The 19,728-nt window shown below is 63.7% G+C and carries 19 protein-coding genes; 11 read left to right on the forward strand and 8 right to left on the reverse strand.

The window, feature by feature from the left end; all coding sequences use genetic code 11:
• Window positions 1-132 precede the first annotated feature (132 nt).
• Window positions 133-1,542 carry a type I glutamate--ammonia ligase gene (glnA, locus tag Amn_RS13680; protein ID WP_067962285.1) on the reverse strand — a complete coding sequence of 470 codons (1,410 nt, stop codon included), beginning with the start codon at window positions 1,540-1,542 and terminating at the stop codon, window positions 133-135.
• Window positions 1,543-1,591: 49 nt separating this feature from the next.
• Window positions 1,592-1,930 (reverse strand): P-II family nitrogen regulator, encoded by a 339-nt coding sequence (locus Amn_RS13685; RefSeq protein WP_055976860.1) that lies wholly within the window; start codon window positions 1,928-1,930, stop codon window positions 1,592-1,594.
• A 321-nt stretch (window positions 1,931-2,251) separates the two neighbouring features.
• On the opposite strand from Amn_RS13685, the gene Amn_RS13690 reads away from it, so the two are divergent.
• Window positions 2,252-3,751, forward strand: coding sequence for an NAD(P)H-hydrate dehydratase (locus Amn_RS13690; protein ID WP_286297785.1), 1,500 nt, complete (start codon window positions 2,252-2,254; stop codon window positions 3,749-3,751).
• Between the two features lie 372 nt (window positions 3,752-4,123).
• Here the strand turns inward: Amn_RS13690 and Amn_RS13695 are convergent, their stop codons facing one another.
• Window positions 4,124-4,870 carry an SDR family NAD(P)-dependent oxidoreductase gene (locus Amn_RS13695; RefSeq protein WP_067966585.1) on the reverse strand — a complete coding sequence of 249 codons (747 nt, stop codon included), beginning with the start codon at window positions 4,868-4,870 and terminating at the stop codon, window positions 4,124-4,126.
• Between the two features lie 138 nt (window positions 4,871-5,008).
• Here Amn_RS13695 and Amn_RS13700 point away from each other — a divergent pair, with 138 nt between their 5' ends.
• The gene (locus tag Amn_RS13700) at window positions 5,009-5,635 is read left to right on the forward strand and encodes a TetR/AcrR family transcriptional regulator (protein ID WP_154387073.1); all 627 of its coding nucleotides are present in this window, start codon (window positions 5,009-5,011) and stop codon (window positions 5,633-5,635) included.
• A 43-nt stretch (window positions 5,636-5,678) separates the two neighbouring features.
• On the opposite strand, the gene Amn_RS13705 is transcribed toward Amn_RS13700, so the two are convergent.
• Entirely contained in the window at window positions 5,679-6,479 is an 801-nt protein-coding gene (locus Amn_RS13705; RefSeq protein WP_286297787.1) for a DUF72 domain-containing protein, read from the reverse strand.
• Window positions 6,480-6,696: 217 nt separating this feature from the next.
• Here Amn_RS13705 and Amn_RS13710 point away from each other — a divergent pair, with 217 nt between their 5' ends.
• Both Amn_RS13710 and Amn_RS13715 read left to right on the forward strand, forming a co-directional pair.
• Complete coding sequence (locus tag Amn_RS13710) at window positions 6,697-7,242, forward strand: hypothetical protein (RefSeq protein ID WP_286297790.1); 546 nt, start codon at window positions 6,697-6,699, stop codon at window positions 7,240-7,242.
• Window positions 7,243-7,540: 298 nt separating this feature from the next.
• On the forward strand, window positions 7,541-8,170 hold the full coding sequence (locus Amn_RS13715; RefSeq protein WP_154387061.1) for an MBL fold metallo-hydrolase: 630 nt from the start codon (window positions 7,541-7,543) through the stop codon (window positions 8,168-8,170).
• A gap of 71 nt (window positions 8,171-8,241) precedes the next feature.
• Here the strand turns inward: Amn_RS13715 and uvrA are convergent, their stop codons facing one another.
• Window positions 8,242-11,163 carry an excinuclease ABC subunit UvrA gene (gene uvrA, locus Amn_RS13720; RefSeq protein ID WP_067962280.1) on the reverse strand — a complete coding sequence of 974 codons (2,922 nt, stop codon included), beginning with the start codon at window positions 11,161-11,163 and terminating at the stop codon, window positions 8,242-8,244.
• An 851-nt stretch (window positions 11,164-12,014) separates the two neighbouring features.
• On the opposite strand from uvrA, the gene Amn_RS13725 reads away from it, so the two are divergent.
• Window positions 12,015-12,725, forward strand: coding sequence for an aspartate/glutamate racemase family protein (locus Amn_RS13725; RefSeq protein WP_246765287.1), 711 nt, complete (start codon window positions 12,015-12,017; stop codon window positions 12,723-12,725).
• 183 nt (window positions 12,726-12,908) lie between these two features.
• Here the strand turns inward: Amn_RS13725 and Amn_RS13730 are convergent, their stop codons facing one another.
• The 3 genes from Amn_RS13730 to Amn_RS13740 form a co-directional block, all read right to left on the reverse strand.
• Complete coding sequence (locus Amn_RS13730; protein WP_154387060.1) at window positions 12,909-13,118, reverse strand: hypothetical protein; 210 nt, start codon at window positions 13,116-13,118, stop codon at window positions 12,909-12,911.
• Between the two features lie 147 nt (window positions 13,119-13,265).
• Entirely contained in the window at window positions 13,266-13,445 is a 180-nt protein-coding gene (locus Amn_RS13735) for a hypothetical protein (protein ID WP_067962273.1), read from the reverse strand.
• A 10-nt stretch (window positions 13,446-13,455) separates the two neighbouring features.
• A complete protein-coding gene (locus Amn_RS13740) occupies window positions 13,456-13,650 on the reverse strand; it encodes a hypothetical protein (RefSeq protein WP_286288176.1) in 195 nt (64 codons plus the stop codon).
• Between the two features lie 228 nt (window positions 13,651-13,878).
• Here Amn_RS13740 and Amn_RS13745 point away from each other — a divergent pair, with 228 nt between their 5' ends.
• From Amn_RS13745 to Amn_RS13770, 6 genes are all read left to right on the forward strand, one after another.
• Window positions 13,879-15,165 (forward strand): extracellular solute-binding protein, encoded by a 1,287-nt coding sequence (locus Amn_RS13745; protein WP_286288178.1) that lies wholly within the window; start codon window positions 13,879-13,881, stop codon window positions 15,163-15,165.
• A 185-nt stretch (window positions 15,166-15,350) separates the two neighbouring features.
• Window positions 15,351-16,241, forward strand: a complete 891-nt coding sequence (locus tag Amn_RS13750) for a carbohydrate ABC transporter permease (RefSeq protein WP_067962267.1) — start codon at window positions 15,351-15,353, stop codon at window positions 16,239-16,241.
• Window positions 16,238-17,119, forward strand: coding sequence for a carbohydrate ABC transporter permease (locus tag Amn_RS13755; RefSeq protein WP_286288183.1), 882 nt, complete (start codon window positions 16,238-16,240; stop codon window positions 17,117-17,119). The genes Amn_RS13750 and Amn_RS13755 overlap by 4 nt, the downstream gene beginning before the upstream one ends.
• Entirely contained in the window at window positions 17,116-17,991 is an 876-nt protein-coding gene (locus tag Amn_RS13760; RefSeq protein ID WP_286288185.1) for an ROK family protein, read from the forward strand. Before Amn_RS13755 ends, Amn_RS13760 begins: the two co-directional genes overlap by 4 nt.
• Window positions 17,988-18,728, forward strand: coding sequence for a GntR family transcriptional regulator (locus Amn_RS13765; protein ID WP_067962259.1), 741 nt, complete (start codon window positions 17,988-17,990; stop codon window positions 18,726-18,728). The genes Amn_RS13760 and Amn_RS13765 overlap by 4 nt, the downstream gene beginning before the upstream one ends.
• Window positions 18,729-18,749: 21 nt before the next feature.
• Window positions 18,750-19,544, forward strand: coding sequence for a sugar isomerase domain-containing protein (locus tag Amn_RS13770; RefSeq protein WP_286288190.1), 795 nt, complete (start codon window positions 18,750-18,752; stop codon window positions 19,542-19,544).
• Window positions 19,545-19,728: the final 184 nt, after the last annotated feature.

The raw sequence follows: 19,728 nt of genomic DNA on the forward strand, positions 1-19,728 counted from the left end.
CTGGCGGCGCATCCTCCGCAGTCGCCGAACCTTGCCGGTGACTGCCTCGCCAAACAAAAAAGCCCCGCCCAATGAACTGACCCCCGAAAGTTGGACAACGATCCGGGGCTTTTTCTCATTGTTTTCCGATGATTACACCGAATAGTACATGTCGTATTCGACCGGGTGCGGGGTCATTTCGAAGCGCATGACCTCGGCCATCTTGAGCTCGATGAACGAGTCGATCTGGTCGTCGTCGAAGACGCCGCCGGCCTTCAGGAAGCCGCGGTCCTTGTCGAGGCTCTGGAGAGCTTCGCGCAGCGAGCCGCAGACGGTCGGGATCTTCTTCAGCTCCTTGGCCGGCAGGTCGTAAAGATCCTTGTCCATCGGCTGGCCGGGATGGATCTTGTTCTTGATGCCGTCGAGGCCGGCCATCAAGAGGGCAGCGAAAGCGAGGTAGGGGTTCGCGCCCGGGTCTGGGAAGCGGACTTCGACGCGCTTGGACTTCGGCGAATTGCCGAACGGAATGCGGCAGGAGGCCGAACGGTTGCGCGCGGAATAGGCGAGCAGGACGGGGGCTTCATAGCCGGGGACCAGGCGCTTGTAGGAGTTGGTCAGCGGGTTGGTGAAGGCATTGATCGCCTTGGCGTGCTTGATGACGCCGCCGATGAAATAGAGGCAGCTTTCCGACAGGCCGGCATATTCGTTGCCGGCGAAGGTCGGCTTGCCATTCTTCCAGATCGACAGGTGGACGTGCATGCCCGAGCCGTTGTCGCCGAAGATCGGCTTCGGCATGAAGGTTGCCGTCTTGCCATAGGCGTTGGCGACCTGGTGCACGACATACTTGTAGATCAGCATCTTGTCGGCGTTGCGGACCAGCGTGTCGAACTTGACGCCGAGCTCATGCTGGGCGGCAGCGACTTCGTGGTGGTGCTTTTCGACGCGCACGCCCATCTCTGTCAGCACCGTCAGCATTTCCGAACGCATGTCCTGGCAGCTGTCGATCGGCGGGACCGGGAAGTAGCCGCCCTTGACGCGCGGACGGTGACCGAGGTTGCCGGTCTCGTAGTCGGTGTCGTCGTTGGACGGCAGTTCGGTCGAGTCGAGCTTGAAGCCGGTGTTGTAGGGATCGGCCTTGTACTTGACGTCGTCGAAGACGAAGAATTCGGCTTCCGGGCCGACATAGACGGTGTCGCCGATGCCTTCGGCCTTGAGGTAGGCCTCAGCCTTCTTGGCGATGCCGCGCGGGTCGCGGTTGTAGGCTTCGCCCGAAACCGGATCGAGAATGTCGCACAGGATGACCATGGTCGACTGGGCGAAGAACGGGTCCATGTGGACCGTATCCAGGTCGGGCATCAGCACCATGTCGGACTCGTTGATGGCCTTCCAGCCGGCGATCGACGAGCCGTCGAACATGACGCCGTCGGCGAACATCTCTTCCTCGACCTCGGCGATGTCCATGGTGACGTGCTGGAGCTTGCCCTTGGGGTCGGTGAAGCGCAGGTCAACGAACTTAACGTCGTTGTCCTTGATCTGCTTCATTACGTCTTTGGCTGTCGTCATGTGGGGTTTTCCTGTCTTGATGACGTTGAAACGAGAATTCTTTGCGAGGTCAGATGGCGTCGACGCCGGTCTCGCCGGTGCGGATGCGAACGACTTCCTCGATGTTGGAGACAAAGATCTTGCCGTCGCCGATGCGGCCGGTCTGGGCCGCCTTGCGGATCGCCTCGATGGCCGCCTCGACCGACTCGTCGCCGAGAACGACTTCGATCTTCACCTTGGGCAGGAAGTCGACGACATATTCGGCGCCGCGATAGAGTTCGGTGTGACCCTTCTGGCGGCCAAAACCCTTGGCTTCGGTGACCGTGATGCCCTGCAGCCCGGCTTCCTGGAGCGCTTCCTTCACTTCGTCGAGCTTGAACGGCTTGATGATCGCTTCGATTTTTTTCATGCGGATATGGCCTCCACTGCCGTAACTCAGGGGTGATGCACCCACTCGCGCAACTTCAAGCACGAAGCATGCCAAGTCGAGTGGGTGCGGCAACTTTGTTCGGTTTGCCCAGGAGGCAGCCGAAGACGTGGGCGATTGGAGCCGATTTCCAGCGTCGGGTCGAGATGCGCACAAAAATTCATCGTTTTCGCAACGCTGGTGGTGCACAAAAATACGGCAACATGCCTTCGATTTGTGCGTGGTTGAATTGAGGCATGGCCGTTTGGGCCGAGTGGCTGCGGCGTGCTAACTCGGTAGCAGGATTCATCCGGGATGACTGCCATGGCATTTGAACTGCTGACCCCCAGCGAGATGGCTGAGGCCGACGGGCTGACGATCGCCGCCGGGCCCGTCGACGGCATCGGCCTGATGCGGCGGGCGGGCTGCAGCGTTGCCGATGTGGTGCTCCAGCGGTTTCCCGGTGCGAAGGCCGTCCATGTGCTGTGTGGGCCGGGCAATAATGGCGGCGACGGTTATGTCGCGGCGCGCCTGCTTGCCGAAAGCGGCGTTGCAGTCAGGCTTTTCGCGACCGCTGCGCCGCGCAGCGGCGGCGATGCGGCGCTGGCTGCTGCCGAATGTTCGGTCAAGGTGGAGCCGTTGGCTGCCTTCGCTCCCGAGTCGGGCGCGATCGTCGTCGATGCGCTTTATGGCGCCGGTCTTTCCAAGCGGCTCGACGGTGAGGTGGTCGAGGCGATAACACGGACGAATTCGGCCGTTGTTCCGGTGATTTCGGTCGATCTACCCTCCGGCGTGTCGGGTGCTTCCGGCGAGATTTTGGGCAGTGCCTTCCAGGCGACGGTGACCGTGACTTTTGCCCGCAAGAAGCCGGGGCACCTGCTCTATCCCGGGCGTGCGCAGTGCGGCGAGGTGGTGGTTGCCGATATCGGTATTGCCGCGGCCATAGTTGGCGCTACGTCCGTGCGCTGCTTCGAAAACGATCCGGCATGGTGGCGGCGGCATTTTCCGTCGCCGGCGAATGACGCCCACAAATATAGCCGCGGCCATGTCGGCGTCTTTTCCGGTGGTCCGTCGGCCACCGGTGCTGCGCGACTGTCGGCGATGGCGGCAGCACGGGCAGGGGCGGGTGCGGTGACGGTGTTGTCACCTGGAGCGGCACTGGCTGCCAATGCGGCGCACCTGACCTCAATCATCCTGAGGCGTTCCGATACGCTTCAAGATGCGCTGGCCTTCCTCGGCGCACGCAAGCCCGAGGTGCTGGTTTATGGCCCAGGCCTTGGCTCCGAGCCTGAAATCGGGCGTTTTGCGCTGGAGCTGATGTCTGTCGCCGAGGGCCGCTTCGCAGCACTTGTGCTCGATGCCGACGGCATCACCTCGCTTTCGCATCGCCGCGCCGCGTTCTTCGAGGCGCGAAAACGCCCGAATGCGCCAGCGCTTGTGTTGACACCGCATCATGGCGAGTTCGGCCGGCTGTTTCCCGAGATCGCCGCCGATGCGTCGCTGTCCAAGCTCGAGCGGGCGCGGGTGGCGGCGGCCAAGGCCAATGCCATCATCATATACAAGGGCCCCGACACGGTGATAGCTGTGCCCGACGGGCGTGCTGCGATCAATGCCAATGGCACGCCGCTGCTGGCGACCGCAGGGTCGGGTGACGTGCTGTCCGGCATCGTTGCCGCCCTTCTGGCGCAACGGGTGCCGGCTTTCGAGGCGGCCTGCGCCGCCGTCTGGATTCACGCCGAGGCGGCACGGCGTTTCGGGCCCGGCCTGATCGCTGAGGACCTGCCGCTGGCATTGCGGGAGGTGGTGGCGGCGTTGAGCGGGTGAGGGCGCGCGCTTTCTCCGCGTCGGGCGTGGGCAATCGGGCCGGACCATCCACGCGGATTGGGTGACGGATGGTGACAACGGACTTGGTCAGTTTGGCAGGTGTCGTGCGAAGCAATCCTTTGCTTCGCGTTCCTTCCCCCCTCTGGCCTGCCGGCCATCTCCCCTGCAAGGGTGGAGATCAGTCGCGTCGCCGGCGGCGCCCATGCTGTGATGTCCCAATGTGCAACCATGGCGATTGACTGCGAGGTCAATGACGGCCTGATATCCCCTTTTGCGTGGGAGATGGCCGGCAGGCCAGAGGGGGTGGGAAGGATCGCGACAAAGGTGAAATGCGCTCAACGCTCCGTAGGCAGGGTGGTGGAGAGGACGTGATCAGGCGTTGGTGCCGCCGTCGATCGTCAGCGCTGCACCCGTGACGAAGCGGGATTGCGGGCCGGCCAGCCAGGTTACAAGGCCGGCGATGTCGTCGGGCAAGCCGAATTGCGGGATTGCCATCAGGCTGCGCTGGTAGTCGGCGACGTCGCCCTCGGCGGGGTTCATGTCGGTTTCGGTCGAGCCGGGATGGACGACATTGACGGTGATGCCGCGCGGGCCGAGGTCGCGCGCGAGGCCCTTGGTCAGGCCGACAAGCGCTGCCTTGCTGGCCGAATAGAGCGCGATGCCCTCGAAGGGAACACGGTCAGCCAGGTTGCTGCCGATCGAGATGATCCGACCGCCGTCATGCATGACGCCGGCCGCTGCCTTCGAGGCGATGAAGGGGGCGCGGAAATTGACCGACATCACTTCGTCGAGCTGTTCCAGCGAAACCGTGTCGATGGGGCCGTGGTGCCAGATGCCGGCGCTGTTGACCAGGATGTCGAGACGGCCGAACGCCGCGATGGTGGCAGTCACCGCCGCTTCGACGGCTGCGGCATCGGCATTGTCGGCCTGGATCGCCAGGCCACGCCGCCCAAGGGCTTCGACCTGCCCGACGACGGCCTCGGCCTTTTCCGCAGAGCGGACATAGGTCAGGGCGACGTCGGCGCCTGATGTGGCGAGCTGGACGGCAATGGCAGCACCGATGCCACGGCTGCCGCCGGTCACCAGGGCGACCTTGCCGGCCAGTTCCAGACCGGACAGTTTGAGCCCGGAGTGTTGTTTCGTATCGCTGAGGGAGGACATGATTTATCTTTCTGTATTGAACGATACAAAATAGATGGCAGCCTTGCGCAAGGGCGTCAAGAACATTATGTATCGTTCATAACAGAAAGGTTTGAGATGTCTCGGAAGGGTCGTCCACGCAGCTTCGACCGCGATGCAGCGTTGCGGCAGGCAATGCGCGTGTTCTGGAAAAAGGGCTATGACGGGGCGTCGCTGGCGGAGCTGACGACGGCAATGGGCATCAATTCGCCCAGCCTTTACGCGGCTTTCGGCAGCAAGGAAGCGTTGTTTCGCGAGGCTGTCGATCTCTATGGGGCGACCGAAGGTGTTGATATCTGGGGCGCCTTCGAACGCCCCGGCAGTGCCAGGGAGGCGATCAGCGATTTTCTGCGTGCGTCGGCGCGGGCGTTCAGCGAACCTGGCGATCCCAGGGGGTGCCTTATCGTGCTGGGCGCACTCAATGTCAGCGAAACCAATGCCGAGGTGTTCCGCGATCTCAGCGAACGCCGCATGTCGAGCGCGCGCGACTTGGCCGGCCGCCTGAAACAGGCCGTGGCTGCGGGCGAACTGCCCGAGTCCGCCGATTGTGACGCGATTTCGGCGTTTTACCTTGCCGTGCAGCAAGGCATGTCGGTGCAGGCACGCGATGGCGCCTCACGTGCGGCGCTGCTGGCCATTGCCGATGGGGCGATGGCCGCCTGGGATGCGCTGACGGCCGGTTCCGGACGCAACGCCGGAGCTTGATCAAAGCCTTTCTGGAAAACTGCGGCGGCTCTCCTGGAGTGCGCTAGCCGTTGATCCTGTTCATGAACGCCATGGCGCCGAAGGGCGCGCGGACCTTGCCCTCGGTGATGAAGTAGACGAACACGTCGCGCGGCTTGACCGGCGCCTCGGTGCCTGGATCGGCACGGGGCAGGTCGGCAGGTGTGCCGCCGTCAGCCCAGACCTTGGCGCGTTCGGCCCACACATCAAGTGCCTCCGACGTGTAGCAATCGTGATTGTCGTCGCTGCCGGTCTGCAGCCGCGCATAGACAAAATCGCCGGTGATGTCGGCAATTGCCGGATATTTGGCGTGGTCGGCATACACGATGGCGACGTCATGCCTCCGGGCCAGCGCGGCGAACTCGGGCACGATGAAGGAATCATGGCGCACCTCGACCGCATGGCGCAGTTTCACGCCATCTTGCTTTTCAGGCAAAAGCTTGAGGAAGGCGCCGAAGTCGGCTTCGGCGAATTTCTTGGTCGGCGCAAACTGCCACAGGATCGGGCCGAGCTTGTCGCCAAGTGCGGCAACGCCGGAGCCGAGAAACCGCGTCATCGATTCGCCAGCCTCACCAAGTACGCGGCGGTTGGTGACGAAGCGGTTGCCCTTGAGCGCGTAGACGAAACCATCAGGGGCTTCGCTGGCCCATTTCAGGAAGGTCGGTTCCTTGAAGGATGAATAATAGGTACCGTTGACCTCGATCGTCGGCACGTGGCTGCTGGCGAATTGTAGCTGCTTGGCCTTGGACAACTTTTCCGGGTAGAACGTGCCCTCCCAGGGCTCAAACGTCCAGCCGCCCATGCCTGCCCGGATGTTTCCAGTCATCGATCTATCCCTTCTCAGTCGCTGCGGTCTCTTCTAGCGGAAGGCAGAGGAGCGTCAAAGCCGCGAACGATGTCTTGGGCAAGCATCCTGACAGCAACTTGCGCGAAGGCCGAGGCCGGCAGGCAATATATCGCGCGGAACCGGTGTGAGATTTACTGTTTGTCGGAGGGTAGCCGGCTAGCGAAGCTCATACAAACACTAACATGTCTGAGCCTTCATGTCGACGATTCCAGGGGCGCGGGCCGCTTCGCCCTACGGGGTGGTGCGGATGGGCATGATCGCCCTGGCCGGGGCAACCATCGTGTCGCTGATAGCCTGCGATTTCGCGGTCAACGACCGTGACCTGCTGGCCAAGGACCGTCTCGACTGGACGATGTTCGGGCTGGTCAGGCCATTCGTCGCCCTGGTCTCTGCCTGCCTGCTGGTCGCGGCGCTGTATCAGCCTGATCATGCGCGATCGCCTTTGGATGACGGCCAGGCGCTGCTGCTGCTCGGTGCATCCTACCTGATGGCCGGTGCACTGCTGGCCGCGGCGATAGCGGTTGCCGCTGTGCCGCCGGTTCTCAACGAGACGGTGCGGGAAGGGCAGGTGCTGAGCATCCTGATTGAGGTGGTTTTCATCGGCGCATTGGTTGCGCTCGGGGCCGCAGCCTGGCGCGACCGCCGCAACCGCGCCAGGGTGCGGCGGCGCATGACCTTTTCCACGCCCAGGCCGCCTTCTCGGCCTCGGTCAGGACGGCATCGAAGCTGCGGTCGTTCTTGAGTCATCGCTCCCTCCCAGGTCGAAAAGATGGCGACCAACAGGCGTATCGTAGATGGCTGAGCCCTGGCCTTAGAACACAGCAAAAACCGATTGCAAAACAAGATCGGTCAAATTATCTTCGAACCGGTTGCGTAATGCAATCGGAGTGATGGGGTGGGAGTGGCATGGCCGCGTTCGCGATGAGGAGGGCCGCGTCGACCACGCGGCGTTTCAGCCAAGCCATGCGCCCGCGCGCGACATCATTGGGGGGCATGCACGACCTGAACGGCTGCCTGGAACATGTCGAAGGAGAAGAAGGATGACCGCCCACGCCTCGATCACCATCACGCCAATCCTCGTTGCCGAGTTGAGCGTCGAGGGCGAGTGGATGCCAGTCTATGTACATGTCATCGACCATCCCGAAGCGCGCATTCTGGTCGACACCGGCATGACGGACCTGCACCCGACCTTGGTGGCGGCCTTCAATCCCCGTCTCCATCCGCTGGACAAGCAGGACTTCGACACCGCCGGCATCGATATCGTCGTCAATACACACCTGCACGCCGACCATTGCGGCGGAAACCACCTCTTCGCCGGCAAGCCGATCTATGTCCAGCGTCGCGAGCTCGACGACGCGCGTAGCGACGAGAACGAATACCCAATGCGCGAGTGGGTCGACGCGCCCGGCGTGCAGTATGTACAGATCGACGGCGAATTCGAGCTGCTTGCCGGGCTCCGGCTCGTCCCGGCGCCGGGCCACACAGCCGGCATGCAGGTCGTCGTCATTGAGACTGGTGGGCGCCCGATCGTCGTTGGCGGCGACGTAGCGGTCTGGTTCGGCGAGCTGGATGAGCCGTACAGCGAAGGTCAGTTGCGGGTGCTCGCGCTCGACCCCGAACTGGTTTGGCTCACGCACGAACACGAGCCGTGGCGCCCACGCATCGCATAGACCCTCCGGCATCCTGCTGCCGGGCTGCGTCAACTTGACTGAGCAAGCGCCTCCCTGGCGCCTGCCAATCGCTACTCCGCCGCCTCCTGCTTGCCGCGCGGGCGGCGTTCCAGCAGTTCCTTTAGGAACTGGCCGGTGTAGCTGCGCGGTTCGGCGACGATGTCTTCGGGCCTGCCCGAAGCGACGAGTTCGCCGCCGCCGTCGCCGCCTTCGGGGCCGAGGTCGAGCACCCAGTCGGCGGTCTTGATCACCTCGAGGTTGTGCTCGATGACGATCACCGTGTTGCCCTGGTCGACGAGCTCGTGCAGCACCTCGAGCAGCTTGGCGACATCGTGGAAGTGCAGGCCGGTGGTCGGTTCGTCCAGGATGTAGAGCGTCTTGCCGGTTGCCTTGCGCGACAGCTCCTTGGCCAGTTTGATGCGCTGGGCTTCGCCGCCGGACAGCGTGTTGGCCTGCTGGCCGATGTGGATGTAGCCGAGGCCGACCTGGTTGAGCGTCATCAGCTTGTCACGCACCACGGGAACGGCAGCGAAGAATTCGACACCTTCCTCGACCGTCATGTCGAGCACGTCGGCGATCGACTTGCCCTTGAACAACACGTCGAGCGTTTCGCGATTGTAGCGCTTGCCGTGGCAGACGTCGCAGGTGACATAGACGTCGGGCAGGAAGTGCATCTCGATCTTGATGACGCCGTCGCCCTGGCAGGCTTCGCAGCGGCCACCCTTGACGTTGAACGAAAAGCGGCCGGGCTGGTATCCGCGCGCCTTGGCTTCCGGCAGGCCGGCGAACCAGTCGCGGATCGGCGTGAAGGCTCCGGTGTAGGTGGCCGGGTTGGAGCGTGGCGTGCGGCCGATGGGCGACTGGTCGATGTCGATGACCTTGTCGAGGAATTCGAGGCCCTCGATGCGGTCGTGCTCGGCTGGATGCTCGCGCGAGCCCATGATGCGGCGCGACGCTGCCTTGAACAGGGTCTCGATGAGGAAGGTCGACTTGCCGCCGCCCGACACGCCGGTCACGGCGGTGAAGGTGCCCAGCGGGATCTCGGCGCTGACATTCTTGAGATTGTTGCCACGCGCGCCAACGACCTTGATGCGCCTGTTTTTCTTCAATTCGCGGCGCTGGGCCGGAACCGCGATCTCGAGTTCGCCCGACAGATACTTGCCGGTGATCGAGTTGGGGTTGGCCATGACCTGCTGCGGCGTGCCTTCGGCGATGATCTGGCCGCCATGGATGCCGGCGGCCGGGCCCATGTCGACGACATAGTCGGCGGTCAGCACCGCGTCCTCGTCATGCTCGACGACGATGACGGTGTTGCCGATGTCCCTGAGGTGACGCAGCGTGTCGAGCAGGCGGGCATTGTCGCGCTGGTGCAGGCCGATGGACGGCTCGTCGAGCACGTAGAGCACGCCGGTCAGCCCCGAGCCGATCTGCGAGGCCAGCCTGATGCGCTGGCTTTCGCCGCCCGACAGCGTGCCGGAATTGCGCGACAGCGTCAGATATTCGAGGCCTACGTCGTTGAGGAAGCGCAGGCGTTCGCGGATTTCCTTGAGCACGCGGACGGCGATCTCGTTCTGCTTGTCGTTGAGCAGGGCCGGCAATTCCTCGAACCAGGCATTGGCCTTGCGGATCGACTGCTCGGTGACTTCGCCGATGTGCTTGCCGCCGACCTTGACCGCCAATGCTTCCGGTTTGAGGCGGTAGCCGGCGCAGGTCGGGCAGGGCGTGGCCGACATGAAGCGCTCGATCTCCTCGCGCATCCAGGCGGATTCGGTTTCCTTCCAGCGGCGCTCGAGATTGGGGATCACGCCCTCGAAGGTCTTGGTCGTCTTGTAAGAGCGCAGGCCGTCGTCATAATTGAAGGTGATTTCCTTCGAGCCTGTGCCGCGCAGGATGGCCTCCTGCGCCTCAGTCGAAAGGTCGCGCCAGCGGTCGCCGATCTTGAAGCCATAGACCTTGCCGAGCGCTTCCAGTGTCTGGGTGTAGTAGGGCGAGGTCGACTTGGCCCAGGGCGCAACCGCACCCTCGCGCAGTGAAACATGCTCTTCCGGCACGACGAGTGCCGGGTCGATAGCGCGCTGGTTGCCCAGGCCGTCGCAGGCCGGGCAGGCGCCGAACGGGTTGTTGAAGGAGAACAGGCGCGGCTCGATCTCCGGGATGGTGAAGCCCGAGACCGGACAGGCGAATTTCTCCGAGAACAGAATGCGTTCGTGGGTTTCGTTGGCGGACTTGTTGATAGCGTCCGCGCCGGTCTGGCTGGCGTCGAGCGGCTTGTCGGCGAATTCGGCGACCGCCAGGCCTTCGGCCAGCTTGAGCGCGGTTTCGATCGAGTCGGCCAGACGCGTGGCGAGGTCGGGGCGGACGACGATGCGGTCGACGACGACATCGATGTCGTGCTTGTACTTCTTGTCGAGAACGGGCGCTTCGGCGATCTCGTAGAAGGCGCCGTCGATCTTGACGCGCTGGAAACCCTTCTTCTGGAGCTCGGCGAGCTCCTTCTTGTACTCACCCTTGCGGCCGCGGACGATGGGCGCCAGGATGAACAGGCGGGTGCCTTCGTCGACCGCCAGCACGCGGTCGACCATCTGGCTGACCGTCTGGCTCTCGATTGGCAGGCCGGTCGCCGGCGAATAGGGCACGCCGACGCGCGCGAACAAGAGGCGCATGTAGTCATAGATCTCGGTGACGGTACCGACCGTCGAGCGCGGGTTCTTCGAGGTCGTCTTCTGCTCGATCGAGATCGCCGGCGACAGGCCGTCGATCTGGTCGACGTCGGGCTTCTGCATCATCTCGAGGAACTGGCGGGCATAGGCCGACAGGCTCTCGACATAACGGCGCTGGCCCTCGGCATAGATGGTGTCGAAGGCGAGCGAGGATTTGCCCGAGCCGGACAGGCCGGTCATGACAATCAGCTTGTCGCGCGGCAGGTCGAGATCGACGTTCTTGAGATTGTGTTCGCGCGCACCGCGAATGGAAATGTACTTGTGATCGGCCATTGCCGCGCCGCCGCCTCAAATCTGGAATTGCTTGGAGTGGCGGGCGAGCCCAACCATCCCTCATGTAGGTAATTTCGCCGCCCGGTCGAGAGGTGCGGCAACCAAATGCGTTTAAGCGCCTTTGGCGCGCAGGGGCAAGTGGAAAGAACAAAGGCCGAACGCGCTCCTGACAGCGTTATGGCAGGAGCGTCACGCGAATCCGGGGCCACGAAAGCCGACTTCGATCACATTTTTCCCGACTAACAATGTTGTGGTTGACGCCGCCGAATCAGGGATGCAGACTGCGTATGTCGCCTGAGGCCGAGCCTCCTTGAGGGCTCCTCACCATGCTACGGTCGGTCTGCGAGACGCCGCAGACACGCGAGTTGAGCAGCAGGCGAACACATGGCGCAACTGACGTAGGAGCAGAGCATGACTCCACCGGACAGTCCCAAAGGGTTCCGCTAACAGGACGGAACCACAGCAGGCGCAGGTGCCTGGCTTTCCCTAGCGAAAAGCCTCACGCAAACCCCGACCTGTTGTTCCCCCAGACAATTTGAAACCATGGTCGGATCGTTGGCTGTGAGCCACGAAGCATCCGAGAGAGCAAAGCCGGTAAACCGTTCCCGGCAGGCAAGGGTATAACCCGACAACAGGCCCCGTGCGCTCCTGGTAGCGGCGGGGCCAACTTTTTTGGGCCCGCCTGTCCCTGGGCTGCGCCTGTCCCTGGTCTGTTTGTCCCTGCCGATTCCGGGCTCGATTTTCCAAAGCATGCGAGGTGCTGAAACTCCGCTTGTACAACCCTTGCACAATCGCCTGATCGTTCCGACCTAGCATTGAGGCCGCCAGCACGGCCGAGCGGGGGAACAATCGTGACTGTTGACCGGACCAGGCTGATCGGACTTTTGGGCGGGATGAGCTGGGAGTCCAGCGCGCTCTATTACCGGCTGATAAATCAGGCGGCACATGCCAGGATGGGCGGGCATCACAATGCGCGCTCGCTGATGTTCACGCTCGATTTCGACGAACTCAATCGGCTGGCAGCCGAAGGCGACTGGATGCGGGTTGCAGCGGTGATCTCGGAGGCGGCGCGCAGCCTTGAAAAGGCGGGAGCCGCCTTCGCCATGCTGACAGCGGTGACGCCGCACACGGTTGCCGATCAGGTGGCCGGCGCGATCGGCATTCCGCTGCTGCACATCGCCGACCCAACCGGCGAAGCGATCCGTGCCGCCGGCATCAAGCGCGTCGGGCTGCTCGGAACGCGCTACACGATGGAACTCGGGTTCTTCGCCGAGCGGCTGCAGCAGCGTTTTGGCATCGAGGTGATCGTGCCATCGGAGGAACAGCGCACGGCACTGCATCGCATCATCATCGACGAACTGACGCTCGGCTTGGTGAAGCCGGTGTCGGCCGCGGTGCTGCAGCAACTGGCCGGCGATCTCGGCGCGCGCGGGGCAGAAGCCGCCGTCGTCGCCTGCACCGAACTGCCGCTGCTGCTCGGTATGGATGCCTATCCGATGCCGGCATTCGACGTGGTCAAGCTGCATGCCGAGGCGGCGGTGGAGCTGGCACTGGCGGGTTGAGGGAGCGTCTGGGCGCTTGGCAACCGACAGCGAGGAGTGGTCGGAGGCGATCTGCCAGGCGTGGTACGGCAATGTGCTGTGGGAGGCATTCCTGGCGGGCAGCAGGAGTATTAGGCGAGCGCCGCAGCGCACCGCCATGCCTGCTGGGCAGGGCGTGGAGTTCCGACTGTACCGCCGCTGCTGTTACGATCCGGCCGCGATAAGGGCCATCACCTCGTCGGGCGTCTCCATGACCTGCCAGGGGTAGGGCCTGTCGCCGCCGGAGCGGACCTGCACCACTGCCTTGCCGGTGTTCGGACTGCTCGTGCCGGCGGCCACGCCGACGATGTCGGCGATGCGGATGTAGGATGTTGCCCCCGAGGGCGAAACCGCCGTGACCTTGATGAAACCCATGCCCTGCCTCTCTCCGTTTTCCGCTGCAAATAAGAGCAGGCGGGCGCGGCGGCGGCAAGCCGGAGGTGCGCGATCACGGCACGCCGAGCTTTGCCTTGAACAGCGCGGGTTGCTGCGTTGGCCTCGAAGCCGATGCCTGTTCGCGGATCAGTCCGCCTTGGGAGAAGCGTCCAACTGAGCGTAACCCCAGTCGATAACCGGCCTGCCAGCGCGCAGAACATCGGTGACGACTGCGACGATGCTTGTTGTCAGGCCGCCGGACGCAATCGCCGGGTCGGCGTAGCGCGAAATGGGGATTGTGGCCTCCCCGATTTCAGTAATGCGCATCGCGCGCTCGTCAGGACGGAGCAGCGATACCGAGGATGACGGCGATCAGCATCAGGAGCAGGCCCATCCACTTGAACTGGCGTACGAGGTTGGCGAGCCAGGGCTGGTTGGGAGACGTCGTCAGATCGATATAACCGAAGCCGACGGCCGTCATCCAGGCGCCGGCGCAGAGCATGATGAACTCGTCGATATAGGCGGCAATCAACGGATCCTCCCCGAAGCGTGAGTCGTTGCCGAGTTCAGTTGTCGTGGACCGTGTCTGGCACTGCAAGACAAGGGCGGTCGGTCTCCTGACAAAGTGCGCACCTGAAATTGCGGCTGTGCGAAACGCGCCGGAAATCGAAACCTGCTGTCTTGACAGGTCAGTATGACGTTATAACCTCTTGGCGCGGGTTAAGCTGGGAACGTGGCCCCGCATGTGGAGGACGATTTTATGAAACTCGCGTGGATCAAGGGCGCGCTGGCCGCCGGCATCTCCCTGTTGCCGAGCGCCGTATGGGCGCAGTCAATCAATGTTTCCTACCTGACCCACTGGTCGCCGGAGACGGTGGCGCTGCTGGAACAGGCGGCCAAGGATTTTGCCAAGGACCATCCCGACGTGGCGGTAACAGTGCGCGCCGTGCCGTTCGGCGACCTTTTGACGACGCTGCGCTCGCAGGGTGGCGGGCAGGCTGCCACCATCGCCGGCATCTACGATCTGTGGCTGCCGGAACTGGCGCGCGACAAGCTCGTTGCCCCTGCACCCGAGACGGTTGCCGGCGAGGTCAAGGGTGCCTGGCCGGCAGGCGTGGTGACGGCGGCGAGCGTCGGTGGGGTGCTCTACGGCGTGCCCAACGAGATCGATGTTTATGCGCTGAACTACAACAAGGCGCTGTTCAAGGAGGCGGGCATCGAAGCGGCGCCCAAAACCTGGGACGAGCTGAAGGACGCCGCCGCCAAGCTGACCAAGAAGGATGCGGGACAGCAGGGGTTTGGCATGATCAACAGCTGGGCGGCGGGCGTGGTGCATCCGTTTTCGTCGCTGCTGGTGTCCAATGGCGGCGAACTGGTGACCGGCGGCAAGCCGGTGTTGGACAGCAAGAACGCCGGCGAGACCTTCCAGCTCTATGAGGAGCTGATCAAGTCGGGCTCCAGCAACCCGGCCATGGGCACGGCCGACGCCAACACGACAGGGCCGTTCCTCGACAATTTCGTCTCCGGCAAGACCGGCATGATCATCATGGCCAACTGGTGGGAGAGTGCGCTTAAGACAGGCATGGGCGACAAGTTCGCCGATATCGCCACGGCGCCGATCCCTGTCGGGCCCTCAGGCGACAAGCCGCGCTCGATCTCCTATTCGTGGATGACCGTGGTGAATGCGGGCGCGGCGGAGGCCGAGCAGAAGGCGGCGTGGGATTTCCTCGCCTGGCTGAACAGCCCGAAGTCGGGCCCGAACGGCGCTTCGGCCATGGCCAACATCCTGATGTCGATGGGCATCCTGCCGTCGCGCAGTTCCGACGTCGATGCCTTCAAGGACAAGCTTGGTTCGGAATTCCTGTCTGGTTATGTCAGCGTGCTGGGCGATGCAAAACCATTCCCGGTCGTTCTCGGCGGCCAGGAGTTTTCGGAGTCGCTGCAGCAGACCATCGAGGCGCTGCAATATGGCAAGGTTTCAGCCACCGAGGCGCAGACCAATGCGCAGGCCGACGCGGCTGCGATCCTGGAGAAAGCTGCGAAGTAGGCGCTCACCACCTTCTCCCCGTTCACGGGGAGAAGGTGGTCCGAAGGGCCGGATGAGGGGCGGCTCCATGTTCGGAGAGGTAAGCTCTGCCCCTCATCTGCCTGCCGGCATCTTCTCCCCGTGAACGGGAAGAAGCACGCAGTGTCACCGTCTCGCGCACCCCTCGACTGCAACTGATCCATCTCATGACCAGAACCCACCAACATTCCGTCTGGATGATGCTGGCGCCGGCCGTCTCGCTGATCGGCGCCTTCATCGTCGTGCCGATGGTGCTGACGGTGTGGCTGTCGCTGCAGGACTGGTCGACGCAGACCGGTTTCCAGACGGCCGAATTCGTCGGGCTCGACAATTTCCGCGAGATTTTTGGCGCAACCTCGGTGGGGCGCGACTTCAAGGGCGCATTGGTCAATACGGCGCTCTACACGCTGATGTCGGTGGCGCTGATCTTGCCTGTTTCGGTTGGCCTCGGGCTGCTCGTCTACCAGCGTAATGTCGCCGGCGGCAACGCGCTCAGGACCATCCTGTTTTCGACCTACATGGTGCCGATGATCGCAGTGGCGCTGGTGTGGTCGAAACTCTATTCGCCGAGTGAGGGACCGATCAACCAGATGCTCGGCTGGCTGGGTATCGGCCCGCAGCCTTGGCTGTCGTCGCCCAGCACCGCGCTCGTATCAATCGTTGTTCTCAATGTCTGGCAGCAGGTCGGCTATTTCACCGTGCTTGTCGTGGCCGGGCTGACCCAGATCCCGACCAGCCTCTACGAGGCCGCGACCATCGACGGTGCGGACGGGCGCCAGCAGTTCACGGCGATCACCCTGCCGCTGCTCAAGCGGACGCTGCTGTTCAGCGCCGTCATTGCCATCATCAATGCCGTGCAGGTGTTCGAGCCGGTGGCGCTGATTACGCAGGGCGGGCCGGTGGGCTCGACCAACGTGTTGACCTATCATATAAGGCGTGTCGGCATCGAACGCGCCCAGGGTGGCCTGGGCTCCGCCATGGCGGTGACGCTGATGTTGTCGCTGATCGTCGTGATCTTCGCTTTGTTCGCTATCGCTCGGAAGGGGGACGACGAATGAGCGCGGCTGGCGAATGGCGGCCGCGCCGCGGCTTGTTTTTCTTCAGGTCACGCCCAACCAGCGGCGACTATGTCGTGGCAACGCTGATGCTTGTGGTCGCCGTGGCCTCGGCCTTTCCGCTGGTGTGGATGGTACTGTCGAGCCTGAAGACGCCGGCCGAAACCATGCAGGTGCCGCCGGTGTGGCTACCCGAGAGCCCGGGCCTGGAGGCCTTCGGCAAGGTGTCTGGCGTCATCAATGTCGGCCGCTCGATGCTGAATTCGGCCGTCATCGCCGCCATCACCACGGCCGGCATCATCGTCACCAGCCTGATGGCAGGTTACGCCTTTGCCAAGCATCGCTTCCATGGTCGCAATGCACTGTTTGCGCTACTGATCGCGACCATGTTCCTGCCGCCGATCGTGACGTTGATCCCGCTCTACCGGATGATCGGCACCATCGGGCTCGACGGCAGCCTGGCAGGCGTGGTCCTGCCCAACCTGGCCAATGCCTTCGGCATCTTCCTGATGCGGCAGTTCATTGCCGGCGTGCCCGACGACTTGATCGATGCGGCGCGCATGGACGGCGCTTCGGAGATGCGCATCCTGTTCGTCATCGTGGCTCCGCTGGTGACGCCGGCGGTGGCAGCTCTCGCGCTGTTTGCCTTCGTCTATCACTGGAACAGCTATCTCTGGCCGCTGACGGTGCTGCAGGGCAACGCCGACCAGTACCCGATCGTCATCAGCCTCAGCCGGCTGTTGAGTTACAACAGGGGTGCGATGAACACCAACCTGGTCATGGCGGGTGCGACGCTGGCCGTATTGCCGCCGCTGGTGCTGTTCGTGTTCCTGCAGCGCTTCTTCGTCGACTCCATCGTAAGCTCCGGAGTGAGGGGATGAGCAAGGTTCTGGCCGTCGACCTTGGCGGCACGCAGCTCAGGGCAGGGCTTTGCGCCGCCGCCGCGCCTGCCGCCGTCGAGCACATTGGCGCCTGGCCGGCGCCCAAGGGGCTCGACGGTTTCCGCGAGGCGATCGCCCGGATGGCGCACGACCATGGTGCCGAGCGGTTCGGTGTGTCGGTGCCAGGCACGGCACGCGGAACGCGCTGCCTGTGGATCCCCAATCTGCCCTGGCTCGACGGCGTCGATCTCGCCGGGCTGTTCCCCAATCTCTCGATCGGACTCGGCCAGGATGCGCAGCTGGCGCTGCTGGCTGAGGTGTCAGCTGGTGCGGCCAAGGGGCTGTCGGACGCGATGCTGGTGGCGATCGGTACCGGCATCGGTTCCGCCGTGCTGTCGGGTTCGCGTATCATGCGTGGCGGGCAGGGAGCTGCCTGTTCCTTCGGCTGGGCCTGCGCCGATCTGGACGATGAAGGCCACGACCGCGACGGCTGGCTGGAGCGGCAGGCATCGGGTCGGGCGTTCGATGCTATCGGGCGGCAGGCCGGCTTCAGTGACGGTCGCGGGCTGGTGGCGGCGGCGCGTGCGGGCAATGTGACTGCGATTGATGCATTGGCGCGGCCGGCGAAGGCGCTGGGCGTGAGCCTGGCAACCGCCGTGGCGCTGCTCGACCCGCAAACAGTGATCCTAGCCGGCGGCGTGGCCGAGGCGGCCGACGTGCTGGTGCCGATGGTGCGAGCCGCGATGGCAAAGCAACTGCCGCCGCATCTGAGACGCGTGCGCATCGAGGTCGGCAGCTTCGGCAAGGACGCCAGCCTTGTGGGGGCAGCATTCGCCGGCGCGCGCGGCCAACAATGGGACGAAATCCGATGAGCGGAATCTTTGCAAAACCCAACCGCAACCGGCCGGAGCCGCTGTGGCACCAGGCCGAGCAGGCGATGCGGACGCTGATTTCGTCCGGCGAGTGGGCGACGGGCGCGCAGATCCCCAATGAGGAGCGCCTGTGCGACCTATTGGGAGTGAGCCGCATCACCGTGCGCCATGCCCTGCGCAACCTCGAGGATTCCGGCCTGCTCAGCCGCGAACATGGGCGCGGCACCTTCGTGCGCAGCCCGACCGTCATTGCCGGCGTGCGCGGCCTGACCAGCTTCACCCAGGAGATGGCCAATCTCGGGCTCAATCTGGGAACCAGGCTGCTCGACGCCCGGATCATTGCCGCGGACGCTCAGGTGGCCGGCGCGCTGGAGATCGAGGAAGGCACGCCGGTACTCCAGTTGCGCCGCCTTCGGCTTGGCAACGACCAGCCGATCGGTATCCAGACCGCGCATCTGCCGGCGGCGCGCGTGCAGGGCCTGCTGGAAACGGCGGCAAGCGTCTCCTCGCTCTATGAGACGCTGAAGGCGAGCTACGGCATCGTGCCTCAGGAGGCACGCGAAATCTACCGCATCGGCGAGGTCAAGCCGGAGGATGCCGAGCTGATCCAGCTGAAGGCCGGCAGCTCCGCCTTCATGGTCGAACGCATCGCCTTCGACCGCTCCGGCCCGTTTGAATTCACGGTCTCGACCATGCGCGGCGACCGCTACGAAATCCGTTCCGTTCTCCATCTCTGACCATCTGAAAGGTTCTTTCCCATGACGACTTCCTACATCAGCCGGCTGGCCAAGCTCATCGACGGGGCCGCAAGCGCCAACGAGGCCGCGTTCGAGACCGTTTCGGCACGGCTGGCCGAGACGCTTGCCAACAAGGGGCTGGTGCATCTCTATGGCTCGGGCCATTCGGTGCTGCCGTGCCAGGAGGCGTTTCCGCGCTACGGCTCCTATGTCGGCTTCAATCCGCTGACCGACCCGCGTGTGATGTGGCACAACGTGCTGGGTTCGGGCGGCGTGCGCGAACTCCTGTGGCTCGAACGCACCGAGAACTACGCGGAAAAATTCCTCGACCACCAGCCGCTCAACCCTGGAGATTCCATCATCATCTATGGCCATAGCGGCCGCAACGCGTCGGGCATCGACACCGCGCTCTACGCCAAGAAGCGCGGGCTGTTCGTCGTCGCCATCACCAGCAAGAACAATTTGGACAAGCCGGCGAGCCATTCCTCCGGCAAGCGCCTGGCCGATGCCGCCGACGTCGTCATCGACACGACTTCACCGATCGAGGACGCCATCGTGCCGGTGAAGGGCTGGAGCCGCCCCGTGGCCGGCTCGTCGACGGTGCTCGCTATGATCATGACGCATGAGCTGATCGCGCGCACGGCGCAAAAGCTTGCCGACCGCGGCATCGAGCTGCCGACCTTCGCCTCGCCGACAATCGAAGGCGTGACTTTGCACGATACCGACGTGATCTACGGCCTCTACCGCGAGAAGATGATCGAGGCGCAGCGCAAGCATCTCGACTTCTTCAAGGAACGGATGCAGGGCGAAGCGTAATCCTGTTCCTGACACCGATAAGCTGGCGAGCCGTCCGGAAGGGCGGCCCGCTCGCATTCGGCACGATGCCTCTTGCCATTTTCAATTGTTGGCGATAGAACAAAATAAGAACAAAAATGACTTGTGGACGGCACGAGCTTTTCCGCTGCCAGGGGGCGCGGGCGGAGGGTGCAATGGGCTAGTG

Source organism: Aminobacter sp. Y103A (genome assembly GCF_030294925.1).
Classification (GTDB): domain Bacteria; phylum Pseudomonadota; class Alphaproteobacteria; order Rhizobiales; family Rhizobiaceae; genus Aminobacter; species Aminobacter ciceronei.

What these genes read in the sequence shown, in the direction of transcription:
- glnA (WP_067962285.1), bottom strand. Translation starts at nt 1,542, where the DNA reads ATGACGACAGCCAAAGACGTAATGAAGCAGATCAAGGACAACGACGTT.
- Amn_RS13685 (WP_055976860.1), bottom strand. Translation starts at nt 1,930, where the DNA reads ATGAAAAAAATCGAAGCGATCATCAAGCCGTTCAAGCTCGACGAAGTG.
- Amn_RS13690 (WP_286297785.1), top strand. Translation starts at nt 2,252, where the DNA reads ATGGCATTTGAACTGCTGACCCCCAGCGAGATGGCTGAGGCCGACGGG.
- Amn_RS13700 (WP_154387073.1), top strand. Translation starts at nt 5,009, where the DNA reads ATGTCTCGGAAGGGTCGTCCACGCAGCTTCGACCGCGATGCAGCGTTG.
- Amn_RS13705 (WP_286297787.1), bottom strand. Translation starts at nt 6,479, where the DNA reads ATGACTGGAAACATCCGGGCAGGCATGGGCGGCTGGACGTTTGAGCCC.
- Amn_RS13710 (WP_286297790.1), top strand. Translation starts at nt 6,697, where the DNA reads ATGTCGACGATTCCAGGGGCGCGGGCCGCTTCGCCCTACGGGGTGGTG.
- Amn_RS13715 (WP_154387061.1), top strand. Translation starts at nt 7,541, where the DNA reads ATGACCGCCCACGCCTCGATCACCATCACGCCAATCCTCGTTGCCGAG.
- uvrA (WP_067962280.1), bottom strand. Translation starts at nt 11,163, where the DNA reads ATGGCCGATCACAAGTACATTTCCATTCGCGGTGCGCGCGAACACAAT.
- Amn_RS13730 (WP_154387060.1), bottom strand. Translation starts at nt 13,118, where the DNA reads ATGGGTTTCATCAAGGTCACGGCGGTTTCGCCCTCGGGGGCAACATCC.
- Amn_RS13735 (WP_067962273.1), bottom strand. Translation starts at nt 13,445, where the DNA reads ATGCGCATTACTGAAATCGGGGAGGCCACAATCCCCATTTCGCGCTAC.
- Amn_RS13745 (WP_286288178.1), top strand. Translation starts at nt 13,879, where the DNA reads ATGAAACTCGCGTGGATCAAGGGCGCGCTGGCCGCCGGCATCTCCCTG.
- Amn_RS13750 (WP_067962267.1), top strand. Translation starts at nt 15,351, where the DNA reads ATGACCAGAACCCACCAACATTCCGTCTGGATGATGCTGGCGCCGGCC.
- Amn_RS13755 (WP_286288183.1), top strand. Translation starts at nt 16,238, where the DNA reads ATGAGCGCGGCTGGCGAATGGCGGCCGCGCCGCGGCTTGTTTTTCTTC.
- Amn_RS13760 (WP_286288185.1), top strand. Translation starts at nt 17,116, where the DNA reads ATGAGCAAGGTTCTGGCCGTCGACCTTGGCGGCACGCAGCTCAGGGCA.
- Amn_RS13765 (WP_067962259.1), top strand. Translation starts at nt 17,988, where the DNA reads ATGAGCGGAATCTTTGCAAAACCCAACCGCAACCGGCCGGAGCCGCTG.
- Amn_RS13770 (WP_286288190.1), top strand. Translation starts at nt 18,750, where the DNA reads ATGACGACTTCCTACATCAGCCGGCTGGCCAAGCTCATCGACGGGGCC.